Here is a 20428-nt window from a genome sequence, read left to right as displayed (position 1 = left end):
TTGCGCGGCGGACTTTTCTTCTATTCTCTGCTCAAGGACATCGACAGTATCACTGGATCGAAACAGCTCTTCAGCAAGGGCTGAACACCGGCTTTACCGAGGGTCGCCGCCATGTCGCGCAACCTCTGCCTTACCCGTCAATGCCTGGGTCTCGTGACCCGTATCGAATGCGCCATCAAGCCGTTGGCCGGCGATAACGGCATGTGGACGTTGCTCTTCGCCGCCGGCATGGCCGGTGAACAACCTTCCGCCATCAAGGCCCAGGGCCCGTTTCACGGGCCGATCGCCGCCGAGTCGATTCTCGACACCATCGTTGAAAGCCTGACGATGCATGGCTATGAGCTGGCCAATGATCCACAGATCTGGTCGTTGCATCTGCAGGCGCAGTTGCGGCAGATCAACGGTGGGCGCGGACGCAGTATCGGCACTTTCGATCACTAGAGTACCGATCATCAGCGCCGATCAGGGCGCAGCGCCCTGGGTCTGCGCCTTGTCGAGTTTGACCTCAAAGCCGTATTGCACGGTGGCGAGGTCGGTTCGCTGGTAGGTTTCCACGCGCGTCGGACGGCCGTAGAAATAATGCACGCCGAATAACGCCGGCCCTTCGGCGCTCGCGTCGTGGCTGACCGACAGAATCTGTTTCAGATAATGACCGCTGTCGTCCTTGACGAAGAATCGCCATTCGTTGGCCGGGTATCGCTTCAAATCCACCACCAACGCGTTGTTCCTGATTTCCAGACCCTTGGGCAGGGCCTTGGCTTCATAAGCCTGTTTGTCCACCGTGGCCAGGAACAAGGGCATCGAGCCGACGGCAATCGCCGGGGTTTCCGGGAACAGGTTCAGGTCGTAGGTGATGGTCGCCTGTAGTGGATCGACCTGATACGCCTCGGGCGGCAGTTCGATCGGCTCGTCGAGTTTGCCGTTGTGCTTTTTCGTGAAGAACGTCACCGGGCTTTCGCCGGGGCTGAAGTCGTCGCCGAGCATTTCATCGTTGAAGGTTTTGCGGTGGTCGAATTCGATGCGCGCGGCGCTCGGCTCTTCAACCGACTGGCGGATATGAACGCCGCTTTTCAGCTGTTCTTCAGTCAGGGACGCGCCTTTGAGCCATTCGGGCGCCTGATCGTCGTAGACAGTGATCGGCAGGTCGAGCGGCTGAACGGTTTTTTCCGTGGTGTGCGGATCGAATTCGCGCACGGGCAGATCCAGAGCTTTGCGGGTGACGGTCGCTTCGGAAAAATCCAGCAGGCTGACTTCGAGGCTGTCGATCGGGCCGTTGAAGTACACCTTGTTGTAGTGGCGCGGATGCTGCTGTTCAAAGGCCTGTTGTTCATCGTCCAGCTTCTTTTCGAGCGTCTCGCTCCAGGCTTTTTGCTGTTGCAGGTACGCCAGCTGTTTTTGATAGAACGCCACCTGCTCGGGATTTTCGTTGATGGCGCCGGCACGCACCAGATACTGGCCCGTCGAGTCGCGGGCCTGGACGATCAACGGATTGAGTCGGATGTTGGCGACTTCCGGGGCGAGCGCCAGCTGGTTGCTGAACTCGAGTTCGGCGTAGTGCGTGTCCAGTTTCAGCAGGGTTACGCTGAGATTGCCGTCGGAGCGGGTCTGGCCGACGTCCTTTTTATCCAGATTGAAACTGTGCAGGCGTTTCGGGGCGATGACTTCCACCTGGCCTTGCAGGCTGACCGGACGCGGCAGGTTCTTCTTGTCGACATTCAGCCCTTCGATGAACGGGTAGGTGACGGTCAGGTCATCGGGGTTGGTGACGTTGGAGCTGGACGGACTCAACTGAATGCCCGGATCGGTTTCCGACCATTCCGGCTGATAGGCGATCACCCGTTTGTTGCTCAGGGTGACCGAGTGCCACTCCACGCCATGGGGGAACAGAAAGCCGCCGGGGATGTTGAGCACGAAGGGGAACACCGGTTGCAGATCGGTGAGGTAATCGGAGCTGGAATCCTTGTGCAGCACGAACAGGCCATTGATGAACGTGTCGACCAGCGCCTGGGGTGTCGGGTAATGCCGGAGTACGCCGAGGGCGTCTTCGCCGTATTCGGTCCGGGTCGGTTTGTTGTCGAGCTTCTGTTGGGCGCGTTCGAGCAACAGCAGCGAGCCGCCGAGTTCGGTTACGGCGTCCTTGAGTTTGGGGTCGGTGATGGCGTCCAGCGACTGCTCGAACTGCGCAGTCTTTTCTTCGAGACTGACGGCGGGTTTTTCATCGCCGGGCGAACACCCGCCAAGCAACAGGGCGAAACAAATTCCGGCAGTCGATATCGGCAATCGCACATCCATTTCCAGTCTTCCTGTGCACTGTCGCTGGGCTGTCAATGGTTTGGACACTAGCAGAAAAACTTTGACACACACACGCAGGTGGCGGATTTCCGGGCGGTTTCTGGCTGTCATGGGCGGCTGGTATACTCGCCGCCGATTTCAACCCTTCTTGTGTGAGAGTCAATGGAACGCTTTATCGAAAATGCAATGTACGCCACGCGCTGGCTGCTGGCGCCGATCTACATCGGGCTGTCCCTCGGGCTGCTGGCGCTGGCATTGAAATTCTTCCAGGAAGTGTTTCATGTCATTCCCAACGTCTTCTCCATGGCCGAGTCCGAGCTGATTCTGGTGTTGCTGTCGCTGATCGACATGGCGCTGGTTGGCGGCTTGCTGGTGATGGTGATGATTTCCGGCTACGAAAACTTCGTGTCCGAGCTGAACATCGATGAAGGCAAAGAGAAGCTCAGCTGGCTGGGCACTATGGACTCCTCGTCGCTGAAGATGAAAGTGGCGGCGTCGATCGTGGCGATCTCCTCGATCCACCTGCTGCGGATCTTCATGGATGCCAAGAACGTCGATCCCGAGCACCTGATGTGGTACGTGATCATCCACATGACCTTCGTGATCTCGGCGTTTGCCATGGGTTATCTGGACAAGCTCACCAAGCACTGATGAGCTGACGATTGCTGTAACAAAACCGCCCGTCTGTTGCGAAACAGACGGGCGGTGTCGTTTGTGGCTTGTGCTTTGATCGGCCAAGGCCTATCCCTGTAGGTCTCAAGGCTCGCCACCGCGTGAGGTGCGTTTATGAACCTGCAAGAGTTGAATGCGTTTGCCGTCGCCAGAAAGGTCGACGAACTGAACCTGATCTCCATGGAAGGCGGGATCTATCTGCTGGAGGCCCGGATGCATGGTGCGGCGTATCCGCTGAGCGATCCGCAGGGGAAAATGCTGACGCTGCGCTCGGTCGAGCATGCCCGGGATGTGCTGCATAACTTGCCGGTACTGCCGTTCAACCTGGTGCACACCTCGGTGCACGATGAAATGTGCGGTCTTGGTGCCAGTGGCGAAGAAAGCCTGAAGGTGCCGCTGGCCTGGCGATCCGCGCTGTAGGCCCCCCGGGGCCTGATCAATGCCGGAACATCTGTGCTAGTCTGCTCGCCCTTTTGGTTCCGGGCGCGCCGGGACGCGCTGTGTACGCACGGCATGTCCTGAGGCCGTCCGCACAGCGGAGCAGTGTCATGTCCGAAGTAAATCTGTCCACCGACGAAACCCGCGTCAGCTACGGCATCGGCCGTCAGCTGGGTGACCAGCTGCGCGACAACCCGCCACCGGGTGTCAGCCTGGACGCCATCCTGGCCGGCCTGACCGACGCCTTCGCCGGTAAGGAAAGCCGTGTAAGCCAGGAAGCCATGTCCGCCAGCTTCAAGGTGATCCGCGAGATCATGCAAGCCGAAGCCGCTGCCAAGGCTGAAGCCGCCGCTGGCGAAGGCCTGGCATTTTTGGCTGAAAACGCCAAGAAAGAAGGCATCACCACCCTGGCTTCCGGCCTGCAGTTCGAAGTGCTGACTCAAGGTGAAGGCGCCAAGCCATCCCGTGAAGACACCGTGCGTACTCACTACCACGGCACGCTGATCGACGGCACTGTGTTCGACAGCTCCTACGAGCGTGGCCAGCCGGCTGAATTCCCGGTGGGCGGCGTTATCGCTGGCTGGACCGAAGCCCTGCAACTGATGAATGCCGGCAGCAAATGGCGTCTGTACGTGCCGAGCGAACTGGCTTACGGCGCTCAAGGCGTTGGCAGCATCCCGCCGCACAGCGTTCTGGTGTTCGACGTCGAGCTGCTCGACGTTCTGTAATCCCGTTACCCTGCACAAGCGTGGCTTGTGCAGGGTTTCTCCGCCGATCTCATACTTCGATCTTGTTGTGCAGTTCACTGGTCGGGCGCAAGGCCCGGGCATAGCAGAACAGGAACAGATTGCGCACCAGCTCCTTGAGCACCAAGGGCTCGCTGGAACTCAGGCCGCTGACGTCCAGATCCCCTTGATCCTGCAACTCGTGCAGGGCTTCTTCTTCCAGTACGGCGCAGACTTCACCGGTTTCCCGATGCAGGATCCTGAGGTACGGGTGCGGGCGATCCAGCCAGGCGTCGATCAAATAAGTCATGGGTCTCATCTCCATTGAAAGGGTTTCAATGAGAATAATTCTTATTCGTCAAATAGCAAGCGCCTATTGGCGGTTTGTGATTTTTTGCGGGTAAAGAATGCGTAAGGTCAAAACGGCTGGCGTTTGGCTATCGCGAGGATTTGATGGGGATTGCGGGGGAGGGCGAAGCTCCATCCCACGGCGGGCGCGGGATGGAAGACAGCAGAATCAGACTTTTCTGACGAATTCGGATTTGAGTTTCATCGGGCCGATGCCGTCGATCTTGCAGTCGATGTCGTGGTCGCCATCGCACAGGCGGATGTTCTTGACCTTGGTGCCGACCTTGACCACCAGCGAGGTGCCCTTGACCTTCAGGTCCTTGATCACGGTGATGGTGTCGCCGTCCTGCAGGACGTTACCGACCGAATCTTTTTTCACGGCATCGTCGGATGCCACTTCGGCTTCACCGCCGGCAGACCACTCGTGGGCGCACTCCGGGCACACCAGTTGGGTGCCGTCTTCATAGGTGTATTCGGAATTGCATTTCGGGCAGGGTGGCAACGTGCTCACTAAGGCTCCTTGGAGAGGGGATCGCTAAAAGTCGCACATTGTATAGGGTTTTAGCCGCTGATGGCAGGCAACAAAAAACCGCAGGCTCCAACGGAGGCTGCGGTTTTTTATGATGCGGCGTTGATCAGTGCGTGCGGGCGACCGCGAACTCGCTCAGCTCAACCAGTGCATCGCGGTATTCGCTGGCTGGCAGTGCGTCGAGGCATTTGATCGCACGGGCCACGTAGTCACGGGCCAGTTGCGCGGTGTATTCCAGCGAACCGGACGCTTCCACGGCAATGCGGATGCTTTCCAGGTCTTCGATCCCGCCTTTCTGGATCGCCTGGCGTACCAGTGCGGCTTGTTCTGGCGTGCCTTCGCGCATGGTATAGATCAGCGGCAGGGTCGGCTTGCCTTCGGCCAGATCGTCACCGACGTTCTTGCCCAGGGTTTCGGCGTCGCCTTTGTAGTCGAGCAGGTCGTCGACCAGTTGGAACGCCACGCCCAGGTGGTCACCGAAGGTGCGCAGGGCCTCGCTCTGCTCGGCGGTGGCACCGGCCAGCGCAGCGGCGCTGTGGGTCGAAGCCTCGAACAGCATCGCGGTCTTGCCGCGGATCACTTCCATGTAGGTTTCTTCGGTGGTGCTGGCGTCGCGAACCTTGGACAGCTGCAGCACTTCGCCTTCGGCGATGATGCGCGTGGCCTGGGACAGGATCTTCATTACCGGCATCGAGCCCAGTTCGACCATCATCTCGAACGAGCGCGAGTACAGGAAGTCGCCGACCAGTACGCTCGGGGCGTTGCCCCACATGGCGTTGGCGGTCGAACGGCCACGGCGCATGCCGGACATGTCGACCACGTCGTCATGCAGCAGGGTGGCGGTGTGCAGGAATTCGATGGTGGCGGCCAGCAGGCGCATGTCGTCGCCTTCGCGACCCAGGGCCTTGCCACACAGCAGCACCAGTAAAGGACGCAGGCGTTTGCCGCCGGCCGACGTGATGTAATCGCCGATTTTCGATACCAGCGGCACTCGGGAAGTCAGCTGCTTCTTGATGATGCCGTCGACGGCGCTAAAATCGTCCGCCACCGCGCGGTAGAAAGCTTGGGGTTGCATCAGCGACAGGTGCTCCAGAAGGGTTGCGCGGCATGCTAGGACCCACGTCCGGGCCTGTCAAGGCGCGATGGACGGCCCCTTGCACGACTTCGAAGGCTTGCGTACAATCGCGCACCCTGAACTTCCTGGGCAGCACCTGCCTTACGCAATTGCACTTGGGCCGTTCCAGCCCCATGCAGCCATGCCAGCCAATACCTCTTCTTATAAAGAGCTGGGTGAGCAGGATTATCGGAGAAATACCATGTACGCAGTAATCGTTACCGGCGGTAAGCAATACAAGGTCGCTGAAGGTGAATACCTGAAGATCGAAAAACTGGAAGTCGCTACTGGCGAATCCGTGACTTTTGACCGCGTTCTGTTGGTCGCCAATGGCGACGACGTGAACATCGGCGCACCTGTTGTTGCTGGCGCAACCGTCAAGGCTGAAGTGATCTCCCAAGGTCGTCACGATAAAGTCCGCATCATCAAGTTCCGTCGCCGTAAGCACCACATGAAGCGTATGGGCCACCGCCAGTGGTTCACCGAGATCAAAATCACCGGTATTCAGGCTTAATTACAGCCTAATTCCTCACTAGGAGAATTGAACTCATGGCACACAAAAAAGCTGGTGGTAGTACCCGTAACGGTCGCGACTCAGAAGCCAAACGCCTTGGCGTGAAGATGTATGGCGGCCAGGTCATCAAGGCCGGCAACATCATCGTGCGTCAGCGCGGCACCCAATTCCACGCTGGCTACGGCGTTGGCATGGGTAAGGATCACACCCTCTTCGCGAAAATCGAAGGCGTGATCAAGTTTGAAGTAAAAGGCGCCTTCGGTCGTCGTTACGTGAGCGTTGTCGCAGCCTAACTGCGAGAGTGCTGGAGAAGCCCTGTCTTGCGACGGGGCTTTTTCGTTTGTGGGGTGAGTCTCTTGCAAAGCTGTTTGTATGGGCTGCCGGCGTGCGATGCAGGTCGTGGATTGGGGTCGCTGCGCTCATTTTTGCAAGAGTCTTATGTCTTGATTGTTTTTCGGCTCGTCCGTACGGCGAGAGGCGTTGGTTATGAAGTTTGTTGATGAAGTATCGATCCGCGTAAAGGCTGGCGACGGCGGCAATGGCTGCATGAGTTTCCGTCGGGAAAAATTCATTGAAAACGGCGGTCCGAACGGTGGTGATGGCGGTGACGGCGGTTCCATCTACATGATGGCCGACGAAAACCTGAACACCTTGGTGGACTACCGGTACACCCGGCACTTCGATGCCGAGCGTGGCTCCAACGGCGGCAGCACCGACTGCACCGGCAAGAAGGGTGAAGACCTGATCCTGCGCGTGCCGGTCGGCACCACCGTGATCGACTCTGCTACCCAGGAAGTCATTGGCGACCTGACCAAGGCTGGTCAGAAGCTGATGGTGGTTCAGGGTGGCTGGCACGGTCTGGGTAATACCCGTTTCAAATCCAGTACCAACCGTGCGCCGCGCCAGACCACCCCGGGTAAGCCGGGTGAGCAGCGCGACCTGAAACTGGAAATGAAGGTTCTGGCCGACGTTGGCCTGCTGGGCCTGCCGAACGCCGGTAAAAGTACCTTTATCCGCTCGGTATCGGCTGCCAAGCCGAAAGTCGCCGATTACCCGTTCACCACACTGGTGCCGAACCTGGGTGTGGTCAGCGTCGACCGCTGGAAAAGTTTCGTCATTGCTGACATTCCGGGTCTGATCGAAGGCGCTTCCGACGGTGCCGGTCTGGGCATTCGTTTCCTCAAGCACCTGGCGCGTACCCGTCTGTTGCTGCACCTCGTGGATATGGCGCCGCTGGACGACAGCAGTGCGCCGGACGCCGCTGAAGTGATCGTCAACGAGTTGATCAAGTTCAGCCCGTCGCTGGCCGAGCGTGATCGCTGGCTGGTGCTGAACAAGTGCGACCAGATCCTCGAAGAAGAGCACGAGGAGCGGGTCAAGGAAGTGGTCGAGCGTCTGCAGTGGGAAGGTCCGGTCTATGTGATCTCGGCCATCGCCAAAGAAGGTACCGAGCGCCTGACGCGCGACATCATGCGCTACCTGGAGGATCGTGCCGATCGCCTGGCCAATGACCCGGCCTACAAGGAAGAACTGGCCGATCTCGATCAGCGCATCGAAGACGAAGCCCGTGCTCAGTTGCAGGCGCTGGACGACAAGCGTGCCCTGCGTCGCAGCGGCGTGAAGTCGGTCCACGACATCGGCGACGATGACTGGGACGAAGAAGATGTGGATGACGAAGACGGTCCGGAAATCATTTACGTGCGTGACTGATTCGTTGCAGTAAACTTAAGCGCCGCTCAATCGAGCGGCGTTTTAGTATCTGGAAATCGGTTGGTCACGAATAACCACGAATAACGTCACGGGCAGCGCTGGGTCGCGTTGCCCTCAAGCTAAGGTTGAAGATGATGCGGAGCAAGGTGACAGGTGCGCAGCGTTGGGTCGTGAAGATCGGCAGCGCTTTGCTGACGGCGGATGGCAAAGGGCTGGATCGCGCGGCAATGGGTGTCTGGGTCGAGCAGATGGTGGCTTTGCACGAGGCCGGCGTCGAGCTGGTGCTGGTGTCCTCCGGGGCAGTGGCGGCGGGCATGAGTCGCTTGGGCTGGACCGCTCGACCCAGCGCGATGCACGAGCTCCAGGCCGCTGCCGCAATCGGCCAGATGGGCTTGGTGCAGGCCTGGGAATCGAGCTTTGCCGAGCACGGTCGGCACACTGCGCAGATTCTGCTGACCCATGACGACCTGTCCGACCGCAAGCGCTACCTGAATGCCCGCAGCACCTTGCGCGCGCTGGTCGAGCTGAAAGTCATCCCGGTGATCAATGAAAATGACACCGTGGTCACCGACGAAATCCGTTTCGGCGACAACGATACGCTCGCGGCGCTGGTGGCCAACCTGGTCGAGGCCGATCTGCTGGTGATCCTGACGGATCGCGACGGCATGTTCGACGCCGATCCGCGCAATAACCCTGACGCCCAACTGATTTACGAAGCGCGCGCCGATGATCCGACGCTGGATGCGGTGGCGGGCGGTACTGGTGGTGCATTGGGTCGTGGCGGCATGCAGACCAAGCTGCGCGCGGCGCGGCTGGCGGCACGTTCCGGCGCGCATACCATCATTGTTGGTGGGCGTCTGGAGCGCGTGCTTGATCGTCTGAAGGCGGGTGAGCGCATTGGTACGTTGCTGTCGCCTGAGCGCGGTATGCTCGCGGCGCGCAAGCAGTGGCTGGCCGGACATCTGCAAACCCGTGGCACGCTGGTGTTGGATGATGGTGCGGTTTCCGCGTTGTCCCAGGGTAACAAAAGCTTGCTGCCGGTTGGTGTCAAACTGGTTCAGGGCAGTTTTCGTCGCGGCGAAATGGTGGTTTGCGTGGCACCGGACGGTCGTGAGATCGCCCGTGGCCTGGCCAACTACAGCGCGCTGGAAGCGCAAAAAATCATCGGTCAGTCGTCTGATGCGATTGTCGGTTTACTGGGTTACATGGCTGAGCCGGAACTGGTTCACCGTGACAACCTGATTCTGGTGTAAGGAAAACGCGATGCGCATGGCAAAAGGATTGTTGGGCTTGTTGATGGCGCTGCCATTGCTGGCCTCGGCCGAGGAAATCGGTCAGGTGTCGACGGTGTTCAAATTTGTCGGGCCCAACGACCGGATCGTGGTCGAGGCATTCGATGATCCGAAGGTTGAAGGTGTGACTTGCTACCTGTCGCGCGCCAAGACGGGTGGTGTGAAGGGTGGGTTGGGTCTGGCAGAGGATCGTGCCGAGGCGTCCATTGCTTGTCGTCAGGTCGGGCCGATCAACTTCAAGGGTGAGTTGAAGGATGGCGAAGAGGTGTTCAAGGAGCGCACTTCGCTGGTGTTCAAGACCATGCAAGTGGTGCGATTCCTCGACAAGAAGCGCAATACGCTGGTGTATCTGGTCTACAGCGATCGTCTGATCGAGGGTAGCCCGCAGAATGCGGTGACGGCGATCCCGATTTTGCCGTGGGCGTCGGCTCGTTAATCGCGCGTAAAAAAAAGAGGAGTCGGTTGGCTCCTCTTTTTTTTGCCTGTGATTTGCTGAGGTCAGAGCAAATCGCAGGCAATAAAAAACCGACCCTGAGGTCGGTTTTTTAATGACTACGTCGCTTAGGCAGCTTCTTTCAGTGCCTTGACGTGGCCATTCAGGCGGCTCTTATGACGAGCAGCCTTGTTCTTGTGGATGATGCCTTTATCGGCCATACGGTCGATAACTGGCACAGCCAGAACGTATGCAGCTTGAGCTTTTTCAGCGTCTTTTGCGTCGATGGCTTTAACTACATTCTTGATGTAGGTACGAACCATGGAACGCAGGCTGGCGTTGTGGCTGCGACGCTTCTCAGCCTGTTTTGCACGTTTTTTGGCGGAAGGTGAGTTGGCCACCGTCGAGCTCCTCGAAAGACTTTTTAGGAAATAGCAAACAAAATAGGCCGCGAATCATGCCGATGAAGAGATGTCTTGTCAAGGGCGCTTGAGACGTTCCGCTAAGTGGTAGGTATAAAGAGGCGGGATATTTATTTCCGGCGCTTGACCTGTAAACTCGCGAGCTTTGGCTCTGTGCTGTTGCGGCGCGGAGTATCGCACAAGTGGGCGCGTTATTCGCCTGCTGTTTATCGACAGGCACACATTCCTTCAATGAATCTGCTCAAATCGTTGGCCGCCGTCAGCTCTATCACGATGCTTTCCCGGATTCTCGGGTTTGTTCGCGACACGCTCATCGCCCGTACCTTCGGCGCCGGAATGGCGACCGACGCCTTCTTCATCGCCTTCAAACTGCCCAATCTGCTGCGCAGGATTTTTGCCGAGGGGGCGTTTTCCCAGGCTTTTGTGCCGATCCTGGCCGAATATAAAAACCAGAAGGGCGAAGAGGCAACTCGCACCTTTATTGCATACGTTTCCGGCCTGCTGACGCTAGTGCTGGCGCTGGTCACCGCGCTCGGCATGATCGCCGCGCCCTGGGTGATCTGGGCCACGGCGCCGGGTTTCACCGATACGCCGGAAAAATTCCAGCTGACCTCCGACCTGCTGCGAGTGACCTTCCCCTATATATTGCTGATCTCCCTGTCTTCACTGGCGGGTGCGATCCTCAATACCTGGAACCGTTTCTCGGTGCCGGCATTCGTGCCGACCCTGCTCAACGTCAGCATGATCGTGTTTTCGCTGTTCCTGACGCCGTACTTCGATCCACCGGTCATGGCCCTCGGCTGGGCAGTGCTGGTTGGTGGTCTGGCGCAGTTGCTCTATCAACTGCCGCACCTGAAAAAGATCGGCATGCTGGTGCTGCCGCGCCTGAATCTGCGTGATACCGGCGTCTGGCGGGTGATGAAACAGATGCTGCCGGCGATCATCGGCGTCTCGGTCAGCCAGATTTCCCTGATCATCAACACCATTTTCGCCTCGTTCCTGGTGGCGGGTTCGGTGTCGTGGATGTATTACGCCGACCGTTTGATGGAACTGCCGTCCGGTGTGCTGGGTGTGGCGTTGGGCACGATTCTGCTGCCGACCTTGGCCAAGACCTACGCCAGCAAGGATCGCCACGAATATTCGCGGATTCTCGACTGGGGCCTGCGCCTGTGCTTCGTGCTGGTGCTGCCGTGTGCGCTGGCGCTGGGGATTCTGGCCGAGCCGTTGACGGTTTCGCTGTTCCAGTACGGCCAGTTCAGCGGTTTTGACGCGGAAATGACGCAGCGGGCGCTGATTGCCTATTCTGTCGGTCTGCTCGGGATTATCGTGATCAAAGTGCTGGCGCCGGGCTTTTATGCGCAACAAAACATCCGTACGCCGGTAAAAATCGCAATCTTCACCCTGGTGGTTACTCAACTGTTCAACCTGGTGCTGATCGGTCCGCTGGCCCATGCCGGTCTGGCGTTGGCGATCAGCGCCGGTGCCTGCCTGAATGCCGGGCTGCTGTTCTATCAATTGCGCAAACAGCAGATGTATCAACCGCAGCGGGGCTGGTTGAAGTTCGGTTTCAAGCTTGTGGTTGCGGTGGCGGTGATGTCGGCGGTGCTGTTGATCGGCATGCATTTCATGCCCGCTTGGGATCAGGGCCACATGTTGGAGCGCTTCCTGCGCCTGGGCGCGTTGGTGGTTGCCGGCGTGGTCGCTTATTTCGGTATGTTGCTGCTGCTTGGTTTCCGCCTGCGCGACTTCAATCGCAAGGCGTTGAACTGAGGTTTCACCCTTGAAAGACGGGCGCGAGCCGGCAGTTTTGTCGGCTCGATCACTTTGGGTTACGGTGTTGCCTGTCGTCGGCCGTCGGGTGTGGTTATAATCGGCCACTTTATGAGCAAGAAGCGCGTTATGCAGCTGGTTCGAGGCCTCCACAATCTGCGCCCCCAGCATCGGGGCTGCGTCGCCACTATTGGCAACTTTGACGGTGTTCACCGTGGTCACCAGGCTATTCTGGCCCGACTGCGTGAGCGTGCGCTCGAGTTGGGCGTACCCAGCTGCGTGGTGATTTTCGAGCCGCAGCCACGGGAATTCTTTGCCCCGGAGACCGCGCCGGCGCGTCTGGCCCGGTTGCGCGACAAGCTGCAACTGCTGGCCGCCGAAGGCCTCGACCGGGTCTTGTGCCTGGCCTTCAACCAGCGCCTGAGCAAACTCAGCGCCAGCGAGTTCGTCGATACCATCCTGGTCGATGGCCTCGGCGTGCAGCATCTGGAGGTCGGTGACGATTTCCGCTTCGGTTGCGACCGTCTCGGTGATTTTGATTTCCTGTTGCAGGCCGGGCAGGTTCACGGTTTTACCGTGGAAGCCGCGCAAACCGTCGAGCTGGACGGCATTCGTGTCAGCAGCACCCAGGTGCGCAACGCGTTGGCCGCCGCCGATTTCGCGCTCGCCGAACGTTTGCTCGGTCGCCGATACCGGATTGCCGGTCGCGTGCTGCATGGCCAGAAACTGGCCCGTCAACTGGGTACGCCCACGGCGAATATTCAACTGAAACGCCGTCGCGTGCCGTTCACCGGGGTTTACCTGGTCGACGTCGACATCGACGGCAAGACCTGGCCCGGCGTCGCCAATATCGGCGTTCGGCCCACGGTCCAAGGTGATGGCAAGGCCCACCTTGAAGTCCATCTTTTAGATTTTGCCGGCGATCTGTATGACCGGCGTTTGACGGTGGTTTTCCACCAGAAGCTGCGTGAAGAGCAGCGTTTCGCCTCCCTGGAGGCATTGAAAACGGCGATCAGCGCGGATGTCGCCGCCGCCCGTGCACTAGCCGCACCTAGCGCCCATCGCTAATGAAGAGCCTTAAATGACCGACTATAAAGCCACGCTAAACCTTCCGGACACCGCCTTCCCAATGAAGGCCGGCCTGCCACAGCGCGAACCGCAGATCCTGCAGCGCTGGGACAGTATTGGCCTGTACGGAAAGTTGCGCGAGATTGGCAAGGATCGTCCAAAGTTCGTCCTGCACGACGGCCCTCCGTACGCCAACGGTACGATCCACATCGGTCACGCACTGAACAAGATTCTCAAGGACATGATCATCCGCTCGAAGACCCTGTCGGGCTTCGACGCGCCGTATGTCCCGGGCTGGGATTGCCACGGCCTGCCGATCGAGCACAAGGTTGAAGTGACCCACGGCAAGAACCTGGGCGCGGACAAGACCCGCGAACTGTGCCGTGCCTACGCCACCGAGCAGATCGAAGGGCAGAAGTCCGAATTCATCCGCCTCGGCGTGCTGGGCGACTTCGCCAATCCGTACAAGACCATGAACTTCAAGAACGAGGCCGGTGAAATCCGCGCCCTCGCCGAAATCGTCAAGGGCGGTTTCGTGTTCAAGGGCTTGAAACCTGTGAACTGGTGCTTCGATTGCGGTTCGGCCCTGGCCGAAGCGGAAGTCGAGTACGAGAACAAGAAGTCCTCGACCATCGACGTAGCGTTCCCGATCGCTGACGAGGCCAAACTGGCCGCCGCATTCGGTCTGCCGTCCCTGGGCAAACCGGCCTCGATCGTGATCTGGACCACCACCCCGTGGACCATCCCGGCGAACCAGGCGCTCAACGTTCACCCGGAATTCACCTACGCCCTGGTCGACATCGGCGACAAGCTGCTGGTGCTGGCTGAAGAGCTGGTCGAATCCTGCCTGACCCGTTACGGCGTCGAAGGCACCGTATTGGCCACCGCACCGGGTTCGGCGCTGGAACTGATCAATTTCCGTCACCCGTTCTATGACCGTCTGTCGCCGGTGTACCTGGCCGACTACGTGGAACTGGGCGCCGGCACCGGCGTGGTTCACTCCGCACCGGCCTACGGCGTTGACGACTTCGTGACCTGCAAGAAATACGGCATGGTCAACGACGACATCCTCAACCCGGTACAGAGCAATGGCGTTTACGTGCCGTCGCTGGAGTTCTTCGGCGGCCAGTTCATCTGGAAGGCCAACCCGGCCATCGTTGAAAAACTCACCGAAGTTGGTGCGCTGCTGCACACCACCGTCATCGAACACAGCTACATGCACTGCTGGCGCCACAAGACCCCGCTGATCTACCGCGCCACCGCGCAGTGGTTCATCGGCATGGACAAGGAGCCGGTATCCGGCGACACCCTGCGCGTGCGCTCGCTCAAAGCCATCGAAGACACCAAGTTCGTCCCGGCCTGGGGCCAGGCGCGCCTGCACTCGATGATCGCCAACCGTCCGGACTGGTGCATCTCCCGTCAGCGCAACTGGGGCGTGCCGATCCCGTTCTTCCTGAACAAGGAAAGCGGTGAACTGCACCCACGCACCGTCGAGCTGATGGAAGAAGTCGCCAAGCGCGTTGAAGTCGAAGGCATCGAAGCCTGGTTCAAACTCGACGCTGCCGAACTGCTGGGCGATGAAGCGCCGCAGTACGACAAGATCAGCGACACCCTCGACGTCTGGTTCGACTCGGGCACCACGCACTGGCACGTCCTGCGCGGTTCGCACCCGATGGGGCACGAGACCGGTCCGCGTGCCGACCTGTACCTGGAAGGTTCGGACCAGCACCGTGGCTGGTTCCATTCGTCCTTGCTGACCGGTTGCGCCATCGACAACCACGCGCCGTACCGCGAGCTGCTGACCCACGGCTTCACCGTGGACGAGTCCGGCCGCAAGATGTCCAAGTCCCTGGGCAACGTGATCGCGCCGCAGAAAGTCAACGACACCCTGGGCGCCGACATCATGCGTCTGTGGGTCGCGTCGACCGACTACTCCGGCGAAATGGCCGTGTCCGAGCAGATCCTGCAGCGCAGCGCGGACGCCTACCGTCGTATCCGTAACACCGCGCGCTTCCTGCTTTCCAACCTGACCGGTTTCAACCCGGCCACCGACCTGCTGCCGGCCGAAGACATGCTGGCGCTGGATCGCTGGGCGGTGGATCGTACCCTGCTGCTGCAACGCGAGTTGCAAGAGCACTACGGCGAATACCGTTTCTGGAACGTCTACTCGAAGATCCACAACTTCTGCGTGCAGGAGCTGGGTGGTTTCTATCTGGACATCATCAAGGACCGCCAGTACACCACCGGCGCCAACAGCAAGGCCCGTCGTTCGTGCCAGACCGCGCTGTTCCACATCTCCGAAGCGCTGGTGCGCTGGATCGCGCCGATCCTGGCGTTCACCGCCGACGAGCTGTGGCAATACCTGCCGGGCGAGCGCAACGAATCGGTGATGCTCAACACCTGGTACGAAGGCCTGACCGAGTTGCCGGAAGGCTTCGAGCTGGGTCGCGAGTACTGGGATCGCATCATGGAAGTGAAGGTGGCGGTCAACAAGGAAATGGAAATCCAGCGCGCAGCCAAGGCCGTCGGTGGCAACCTGCAAGCCGAAGTGACGCTGTTCGCCGAAGACGCGCTGACCGCCGACCTGGCCAAGCTGAGCAACGAGCTGCGCTTTGTCCTGATCACTTCGACTGCCACTGTTGCGCCGTTCGTGCAGGCTCCGGCCGACGCTGTGGCCACCGAAGTCAGCGGCCTGAAGCTGAAGATCGTCAAGTCCGCCTTCCCGAAATGTGCCCGTTGCTGGCACTGCCGCGAAGACGTTGGCGTGAACCCGGAGCATCCGGAAATCTGCGGCCGTTGCGTGGACAACATCGATGGCGCCGGCGAGGTTCGTCACTATGCCTAATGCCGTTGGCCGTTTCGGACGGCTGAGCTGGCTCTGGTTGAGCTTGCTGGTTCTGGTCATTGACCAGGCCAGCAAGTTCTACTTCGAAGGCAAGCTCGAGATGTTTCAGCAGATTGTGATCATCCCTGATTACTTCAGCTGGACACTGGCCTACAACACCGGCGCTGCCTTCAGCTTCCTCGCGGACAGCTCTGGCTGGCAGCGCTGGCTGTTCGCCCTGATCGCGATTGCGGTCAGTGCGGTGCTGGTGGTCTGGCTCAAGCGCCTGGGCCGCAACGAAACCTGGCTGGCCATTGCGCTGGCGCTGGTTCTGGGCGGCGCACTGGGCAACCTTTATGACCGCATTGCCCTGGGCCATGTGATCGACTTCATTCTGGTGCACTGGCAGAACCGCTGGTACTTCCCGGCGTTCAACTTCGCCGACAGCGCCATCACCGTTGGCGCGGTGATGCTGGCACTGGACATGTTCAAAACCAAGAAATCCGGAGAAACCGTTCATGACTGAACAGGTATTGGCTGAGCAACGCATCGGCCAGAACACGGAAGTCACCTTGCACTTTGCATTGCGCCTGGAGAACGGCGACACAGTCGACAGCACCTTCGACAAAGCCCCGGCGACCTTCAAGGTCGGCGACGGCAACCTGCTGCCGGGCTTCGAGGCGGCGTTGTTCGGCTTCAAGGCCGGCGACAAGCGTACCCTGACCATTGAACCGGAAAACGCATTCGGCCAGCCAAACCCGCAAAACGTACAGATCATTCCGCGTTCGCAGTTCGCGGACATGGAACTGTCGCCGGGTCTGCTGGTGATCTTCAACGATGCGGCCAATACTGAGCTGCCGGGTGTGGTGAAAGAGTTCGACGACGCGCAAGTGACCGTCGACTTCAACCATCCGCTGGCCGGCAAGACGCTGACCTTTGACGTGGAAATCTTCTCCGTCAAAGCGCTGTAATTGCTGTTCTGCAGGAGCCGGCTGACCGGCTCCTGTAATGATCCAATCTTTCGCGCGCAAGACACGAGGCACCGCATGCAAATCAAACTCGCCAACCCCCGTGGTTTCTGCGCCGGCGTGGACCGGGCGATCGAAATCGTCAACCGCGCCCTGGAGGTCTTCGGGCCGCCGATCTATGTGCGTCACGAAGTGGTGCACAACAAGTTCGTGGTCGAAGACCTGCGCAGTCGTGGCGCGATCTTCGTCGAAGAGCTCGATCAGGTACCGGACGACGTGATCGTGATCTTCAGTGCCCACGGCGTCTCACAGGCTGTGCGTACCGAAGCCGCCGGCCGTGGCCTGAAAGTGTTCGACGCCACCTGCCCGCTGGTGACCAAGGTGCACATCGAAGTCGCCAAATACAGCCGCGACGGTCGCGAGTGCATCCTGATCGGCCACGCCGGTCACCCGGAAGTCGAAGGCACCATGGGCCAGTACGACGCCAGCAATGGCGGCGCGATCTACCTCGTCGAAGACGAGAAGGATGTCGCCGAGTTGCAGGTGCACAACCCTGAAAAACTCGCCTTCGTCACCCAGACCACGTTGTCCATGGATGACACCAGCCGTGTCATCGATGCGCTGCGTACGCGTTTCCCGGCCATTGGCGGGCCGCGCAAGGACGATATCTGCTACGCCACACAAAACCGTCAGGACGCGGTCAAGCAATTGGCGGACGAATGCGACGTGGTGTTGGTGGTCGGCAGCCCGAACAGCTCCAACTCCAACCGCCTGCGTGAACTGGCCGAGCGCATGGCCACGCCGGCCTACCTGATCGATGGCGCCGAAGACCTGCAAAAAAGCTGGTTCGACGGTGTCGAGCGTATCGGCATCACCGCCGGCGCCTCCGCTCCGGAAGTACTGGTGCGTGGCGTGATTCAGCAGTTGCAGGCCTGGGGCGCCACCGGCGCCGACGAACTGGCCGGGCGTGAGGAGAACATCACGTTCTCGATGCCTAAAGAGCTGCGCGTTCGCTCGATCTGATCGCTTTATCCTTTCGGCATAACGCCTGTTCAGTCTTTTGGCTGGTCAGGCGTACGCGACCGGTCGCCGCCAGCACCACCTGGAGCTGGCTGACCGGCTCGCGAGCCGAGCATAGATGTAACGTCCCCGCCTGAAACTTCCGGTCCGGCACCAGCGGCTGGCCCAGGCTGCTGAAGCGTATGTAGCGGCTCACCAGCCAGTTGCCGACAATCGGTATCCGTCCGTCACTCGCCTGCTCGATCAGCAATGGATTACCGGCATCTACCGGACCCTTTCCGCTGATATCCAGAATGATCCGCCAGCCCTGACCCCAATCACCGTTGATGCCATGAATCACCACGCTCTGATTGCGCGTGATGGCCATGGTCCGGGCATTGCGAATCCCGTCGAGCAAAGACTGCGCGGCCTGCTGCCGCCGGTTTGATTCGGTGAAGTCCGCCAGCGCCGGACTGACCAGCGACAGAACAATTGCGCCGATCGCCAGTCCCATAAGCAGTTCGACCAGACTGAAACCCTGTTGCGGCATGTGCGCCTCCTCCCTGGATTGTGCACGGCGGCGCAATCCGTGCGCCGCACGCGGTAAATCAACCGGCGCATGCCGGTCGAATGTTCTAGGTTTGTACAGGTATAGCCGACGGCAACGGAGGGCATCGATGGATCATCGTACAAAAGGTTTCACGCTGATCGAGCTGTTGGTGGCGCTCGCGGTGTTTGTGATCCTGATCACGATGGCGGTGCCGGCATTCACCCGTTCGGTGCAGGGTAGCAAGGCCGACACCGAAGTCGGCGACCTGCAACGGGCCCTCAATTACGCAAGGCTCGAGGCGATCAACCGGGGCGTCACCACCCGCTTGCGGCCGAGCGCCGGCGGCAGTGTCTGGACCGGCGAGTTGTCGGTCTACGACAGTACTGGCACTCCGGCCAATGTATTGCGGGTTGTTCCAGCGATGAGCAGCGGCGCGACTCTGACGCTACCCTCTGGAGTGACCGCGCTGGATTTCAACAACCTGGGCGGGCTGGCGGCACCGTCCACGGCGGTGGCCATCAGTTATGTGCTGGGAACGCAAAGCAGGACGCTGAACGTGTGTCTGAACGGACGAATTCAATTGGGTGGAAATTGCGGATGAGGGCAGGGAGCAAGCACGCACAGGAGGGCATGACGCTGATTGAAGTGCTGGTCGCGTTGTTGATTCTGACGGTCGGGTTGTTGGGCGCGGCGGCAGTTCAGCTCAATGCACTGAAGTACACCGACAGCTCGCGGATGACCAGCCAGGCGAGTTTCATCGCCTACGACATGATGGATCGGATCCGTGCCAATTCGGGCGCCGACTACACCGTCACGCCGCCGACCACGGGCAACTTGAGTGTCGCCCGGGATCAGGATCTCTACGACTTCACCACCAATATCGTCAATTTTGGTGGACCGACCGCCACCGGCAGCATCACCCTCAATCAGCGCGTGTACACCATCACCATCACCTGGAGTGACGCGCGCGCCGCCAATACGAGCAGTGCGCCCCGCAGTTTTGTCCTGACCAGCCGCGCCGCAGTCGATCCGGTGGCCACGCCATGAAGCGCCAAAACCTGGGCTTCGGCCTGATCGAAATGCTGGTCGCCCTGGCGCTGGGGCTGATCGTGGTGCTCGGCGTGGTGCAGATTTTCCTGGCGGCGAAGAACACCTACGTCAGCCAGAACAGTGCCGCCGCCATGCAGGAAGACGCGCGGTTCGTGTTGAGCAAGATGATTCAGGAACTGCGCATGGTGGGTATGTTCGGCTGCCTGGGCACGATTACCGATTCCAGCTCGGCGGGGGATTTCAATACGGCGCAGATCACGCCGATCAGCTGGGACAACGCCAACCTCAAGCTGACCCTGGTTACCGCCGATGTCGGCAGTGCGGGCGGGACACCGACCTGGACCGTGGTCTCCGATTGCCGCAACAGCGCCACCGCTTATACCGGCGCGCGGGCGGCGGCGACGGGCCAGATCGCATTTCCGATCCGTCGGCTGGTCTACAGCTTCAGCAACAACCAGATTCTGATGGGCACCGGCAGCGGTAACCCGGCCCAGCAGGTGCTGGTGAACAACGTCAGCGCGTTCACGGTGATGTTTGGTCTTGCGAGTTCCGCGACCGACGTGGCGGCGTCCACCTACAGCGCCAACCCGGGTGATCCGGCGCGGATCCGCAGCGTGCGCCTGAGCCTGACCCTCACTGACCCGAATAACCGGGTCCGCAATCAAACCTTCAACGTGGTTGCCGCCTTGCGCAACCGCTTGCAGTGAGGG

General features: G+C 59.9%; 24 protein-coding genes. 18 read left to right on the top strand and 6 right to left on the bottom strand.

Annotation, left to right across the window (positions count from 1 at the left end; genetic code table 11):
- The first annotated feature begins 111 nt into the window (after window positions 1-111).
- Window positions 112-441 carry a hypothetical protein gene (locus C1X29_RS00275; RefSeq protein WP_007950969.1) on the top strand — a complete coding sequence of 110 codons (330 nt, stop codon included), beginning with the start codon at window positions 112-114 and terminating at the stop codon, window positions 439-441.
- Window positions 442-462: 21 nt separating this feature from the next.
- Here C1X29_RS00275 and C1X29_RS00270 read toward each other — a convergent pair whose 3' ends face one another.
- Window positions 463-2292 carry a hypothetical protein gene (locus C1X29_RS00270; protein WP_102716617.1) on the bottom strand — a complete coding sequence of 610 codons (1830 nt, stop codon included), beginning with the start codon at window positions 2290-2292 and terminating at the stop codon, window positions 463-465.
- Window positions 2293-2454: 162 nt separating this feature from the next.
- On the opposite strand from C1X29_RS00270, the gene C1X29_RS00265 reads away from it, so the two are divergent.
- The 3 genes from C1X29_RS00265 (at window position 2455) to C1X29_RS00255 (ending at window position 4130) form a co-directional block, all read left to right on the top strand.
- Window positions 2455-2943, top strand: coding sequence for a TIGR00645 family protein (locus tag C1X29_RS00265; protein WP_007950967.1), 489 nt, complete (start codon window positions 2455-2457; stop codon window positions 2941-2943).
- Window positions 2944-3078: 135 nt separating this feature from the next.
- Complete coding sequence (locus tag C1X29_RS00260; RefSeq protein ID WP_074691490.1) at window positions 3079-3384, top strand: DUF6482 family protein; 306 nt, start codon at window positions 3079-3081, stop codon at window positions 3382-3384.
- A gap of 128 nt (window positions 3385-3512) precedes the next feature.
- Complete coding sequence (locus tag C1X29_RS00255; protein ID WP_007950965.1) at window positions 3513-4130, top strand: FKBP-type peptidyl-prolyl cis-trans isomerase; 618 nt, start codon at window positions 3513-3515, stop codon at window positions 4128-4130.
- A gap of 49 nt (window positions 4131-4179) precedes the next feature.
- Here C1X29_RS00255 and C1X29_RS00250 read toward each other — a convergent pair whose 3' ends face one another.
- The 3 genes from C1X29_RS00250 to C1X29_RS00240 all read right to left on the bottom strand — a co-directional run bounded on the left by C1X29_RS00250 (window position 4180) and on the right by C1X29_RS00240 (window position 6079).
- Window positions 4180-4437 (bottom strand): hypothetical protein, encoded by a 258-nt coding sequence (locus tag C1X29_RS00250; protein ID WP_007950964.1) that lies wholly within the window; start codon window positions 4435-4437, stop codon window positions 4180-4182.
- Between the two features lie 207 nt (window positions 4438-4644).
- Complete coding sequence (locus tag C1X29_RS00245; protein WP_007950963.1) at window positions 4645-4986, bottom strand: zinc ribbon domain-containing protein YjdM; 342 nt, start codon at window positions 4984-4986, stop codon at window positions 4645-4647.
- A 124-nt stretch (window positions 4987-5110) separates the two neighbouring features.
- Window positions 5111-6079 carry a polyprenyl synthetase family protein gene (locus tag C1X29_RS00240; protein ID WP_007950962.1) on the bottom strand — a complete coding sequence of 323 codons (969 nt, stop codon included), beginning with the start codon at window positions 6077-6079 and terminating at the stop codon, window positions 5111-5113.
- Between the two features lie 241 nt (window positions 6080-6320).
- On the opposite strand from C1X29_RS00240, the gene rplU reads away from it, so the two are divergent.
- The 5 genes from rplU (at window position 6321) to C1X29_RS00215 (ending at window position 10070) form a co-directional block, all read left to right on the top strand.
- Window positions 6321-6632 carry a 50S ribosomal protein L21 gene (gene rplU / locus C1X29_RS00235; RefSeq protein WP_003228361.1) on the top strand — a complete coding sequence of 104 codons (312 nt, stop codon included), beginning with the start codon at window positions 6321-6323 and terminating at the stop codon, window positions 6630-6632.
- A 35-nt stretch (window positions 6633-6667) separates the two neighbouring features.
- Window positions 6668-6925 carry a 50S ribosomal protein L27 gene (rpmA, locus tag C1X29_RS00230; RefSeq protein WP_003228360.1) on the top strand — a complete coding sequence of 86 codons (258 nt, stop codon included), beginning with the start codon at window positions 6668-6670 and terminating at the stop codon, window positions 6923-6925.
- A gap of 193 nt (window positions 6926-7118) precedes the next feature.
- On the top strand, window positions 7119-8342 hold the full coding sequence (gene cgtA, locus C1X29_RS00225) for an Obg family GTPase CgtA (protein ID WP_102686320.1): 1224 nt from the start codon (window positions 7119-7121) through the stop codon (window positions 8340-8342).
- 134 nt (window positions 8343-8476) lie between these two features.
- The gene (gene proB, locus C1X29_RS00220) at window positions 8477-9595 is read left to right on the top strand and encodes a glutamate 5-kinase (protein ID WP_045121906.1); all 1119 of its coding nucleotides are present in this window, start codon (window positions 8477-8479) and stop codon (window positions 9593-9595) included.
- A 10-nt stretch (window positions 9596-9605) separates the two neighbouring features.
- A complete protein-coding gene (locus C1X29_RS00215; RefSeq protein ID WP_085747711.1) occupies window positions 9606-10070 on the top strand; it encodes a CreA family protein in 465 nt (154 codons plus the stop codon).
- 125 nt (window positions 10071-10195) lie between these two features.
- On the opposite strand, the gene rpsT is transcribed toward C1X29_RS00215, so the two are convergent.
- Entirely contained in the window at window positions 10196-10468 is a 273-nt protein-coding gene (gene rpsT, locus C1X29_RS00210) for a 30S ribosomal protein S20 (protein WP_003228351.1), read from the bottom strand.
- Between the two features lie 252 nt (window positions 10469-10720).
- Here rpsT and murJ point away from each other — a divergent pair, with 252 nt between their 5' ends.
- The 6 genes from murJ to ispH all read left to right on the top strand — a co-directional run bounded on the left by murJ (window position 10721) and on the right by ispH (window position 18142).
- Window positions 10721-12259, top strand: coding sequence for a murein biosynthesis integral membrane protein MurJ (gene murJ / locus C1X29_RS00200; RefSeq protein WP_102716616.1), 1539 nt, complete (start codon window positions 10721-10723; stop codon window positions 12257-12259).
- 129 nt (window positions 12260-12388) lie between these two features.
- Window positions 12389-13327 (top strand): bifunctional riboflavin kinase/FAD synthetase, encoded by a 939-nt coding sequence (ribF, locus tag C1X29_RS00195; protein ID WP_173896973.1) that lies wholly within the window; start codon window positions 12389-12391, stop codon window positions 13325-13327.
- A gap of 13 nt (window positions 13328-13340) precedes the next feature.
- Entirely contained in the window at window positions 13341-16172 is a 2832-nt protein-coding gene (ileS, locus tag C1X29_RS00190) for an isoleucine--tRNA ligase (protein WP_102686317.1), read from the top strand.
- Complete coding sequence (gene lspA / locus C1X29_RS00185; RefSeq protein ID WP_074691487.1) at window positions 16165-16677, top strand: signal peptidase II; 513 nt, start codon at window positions 16165-16167, stop codon at window positions 16675-16677. The genes ileS and lspA overlap by 8 nt, the downstream gene beginning before the upstream one ends.
- Window positions 16678-16684: 7 nt before the next feature.
- Window positions 16685-17122, top strand: a complete 438-nt coding sequence (gene fkpB, locus C1X29_RS00180; RefSeq protein WP_173892710.1) for an FKBP-type peptidyl-prolyl cis-trans isomerase — start codon at window positions 16685-16687, stop codon at window positions 17120-17122.
- Between the two features lie 75 nt (window positions 17123-17197).
- On the top strand, window positions 17198-18142 hold the full coding sequence (ispH, locus tag C1X29_RS00175) for a 4-hydroxy-3-methylbut-2-enyl diphosphate reductase (protein WP_038361699.1): 945 nt from the start codon (window positions 17198-17200) through the stop codon (window positions 18140-18142).
- Here ispH and C1X29_RS00170 read toward each other — a convergent pair.
- Window positions 18114-18668: a GspH/FimT family protein gene (locus tag C1X29_RS00170; protein WP_102686316.1), complete on the bottom strand. Its 555-nt coding sequence runs from the start codon at window positions 18666-18668 to the stop codon at window positions 18114-18116. The two genes, ispH and C1X29_RS00170, sit on opposite strands and share 29 nt — an antisense overlap.
- A gap of 127 nt (window positions 18669-18795) precedes the next feature.
- Between C1X29_RS00170 and C1X29_RS00165 the strand changes: the two genes are divergently transcribed.
- From C1X29_RS00165 to C1X29_RS00155, 3 genes are read left to right on the top strand one after another with little or no spacing between them, the layout of a single operon-like run.
- Entirely contained in the window at window positions 18796-19269 is a 474-nt protein-coding gene (locus tag C1X29_RS00165; RefSeq protein WP_102686315.1) for a GspH/FimT family pseudopilin, read from the top strand.
- The gene (gene pilV, locus C1X29_RS00160; protein WP_007959555.1) at window positions 19266-19715 is read left to right on the top strand and encodes a type IV pilus modification protein PilV; all 450 of its coding nucleotides are present in this window, start codon (window positions 19266-19268) and stop codon (window positions 19713-19715) included. The genes C1X29_RS00165 and pilV overlap by 4 nt, the downstream gene beginning before the upstream one ends.
- Window positions 19712-20425, top strand: coding sequence for a PilW family protein (locus C1X29_RS00155; protein WP_102686314.1), 714 nt, complete (start codon window positions 19712-19714; stop codon window positions 20423-20425). The genes pilV and C1X29_RS00155 overlap by 4 nt, the downstream gene beginning before the upstream one ends.
- Window positions 20426-20428 lie beyond the last annotated feature (3 nt).

The sequence above is a fragment of the Pseudomonas sp. GW456-12-10-14-LB2 genome (assembly GCF_002884345.1).
In the GTDB taxonomy this organism is placed as follows: domain Bacteria; phylum Pseudomonadota; class Gammaproteobacteria; order Pseudomonadales; family Pseudomonadaceae; genus Aquipseudomonas; species Aquipseudomonas paraglycinae.
The sequence above is the reverse complement of the archived record's forward strand: the minus strand, read 5'-3'. Positions and strand labels throughout refer to the sequence as shown.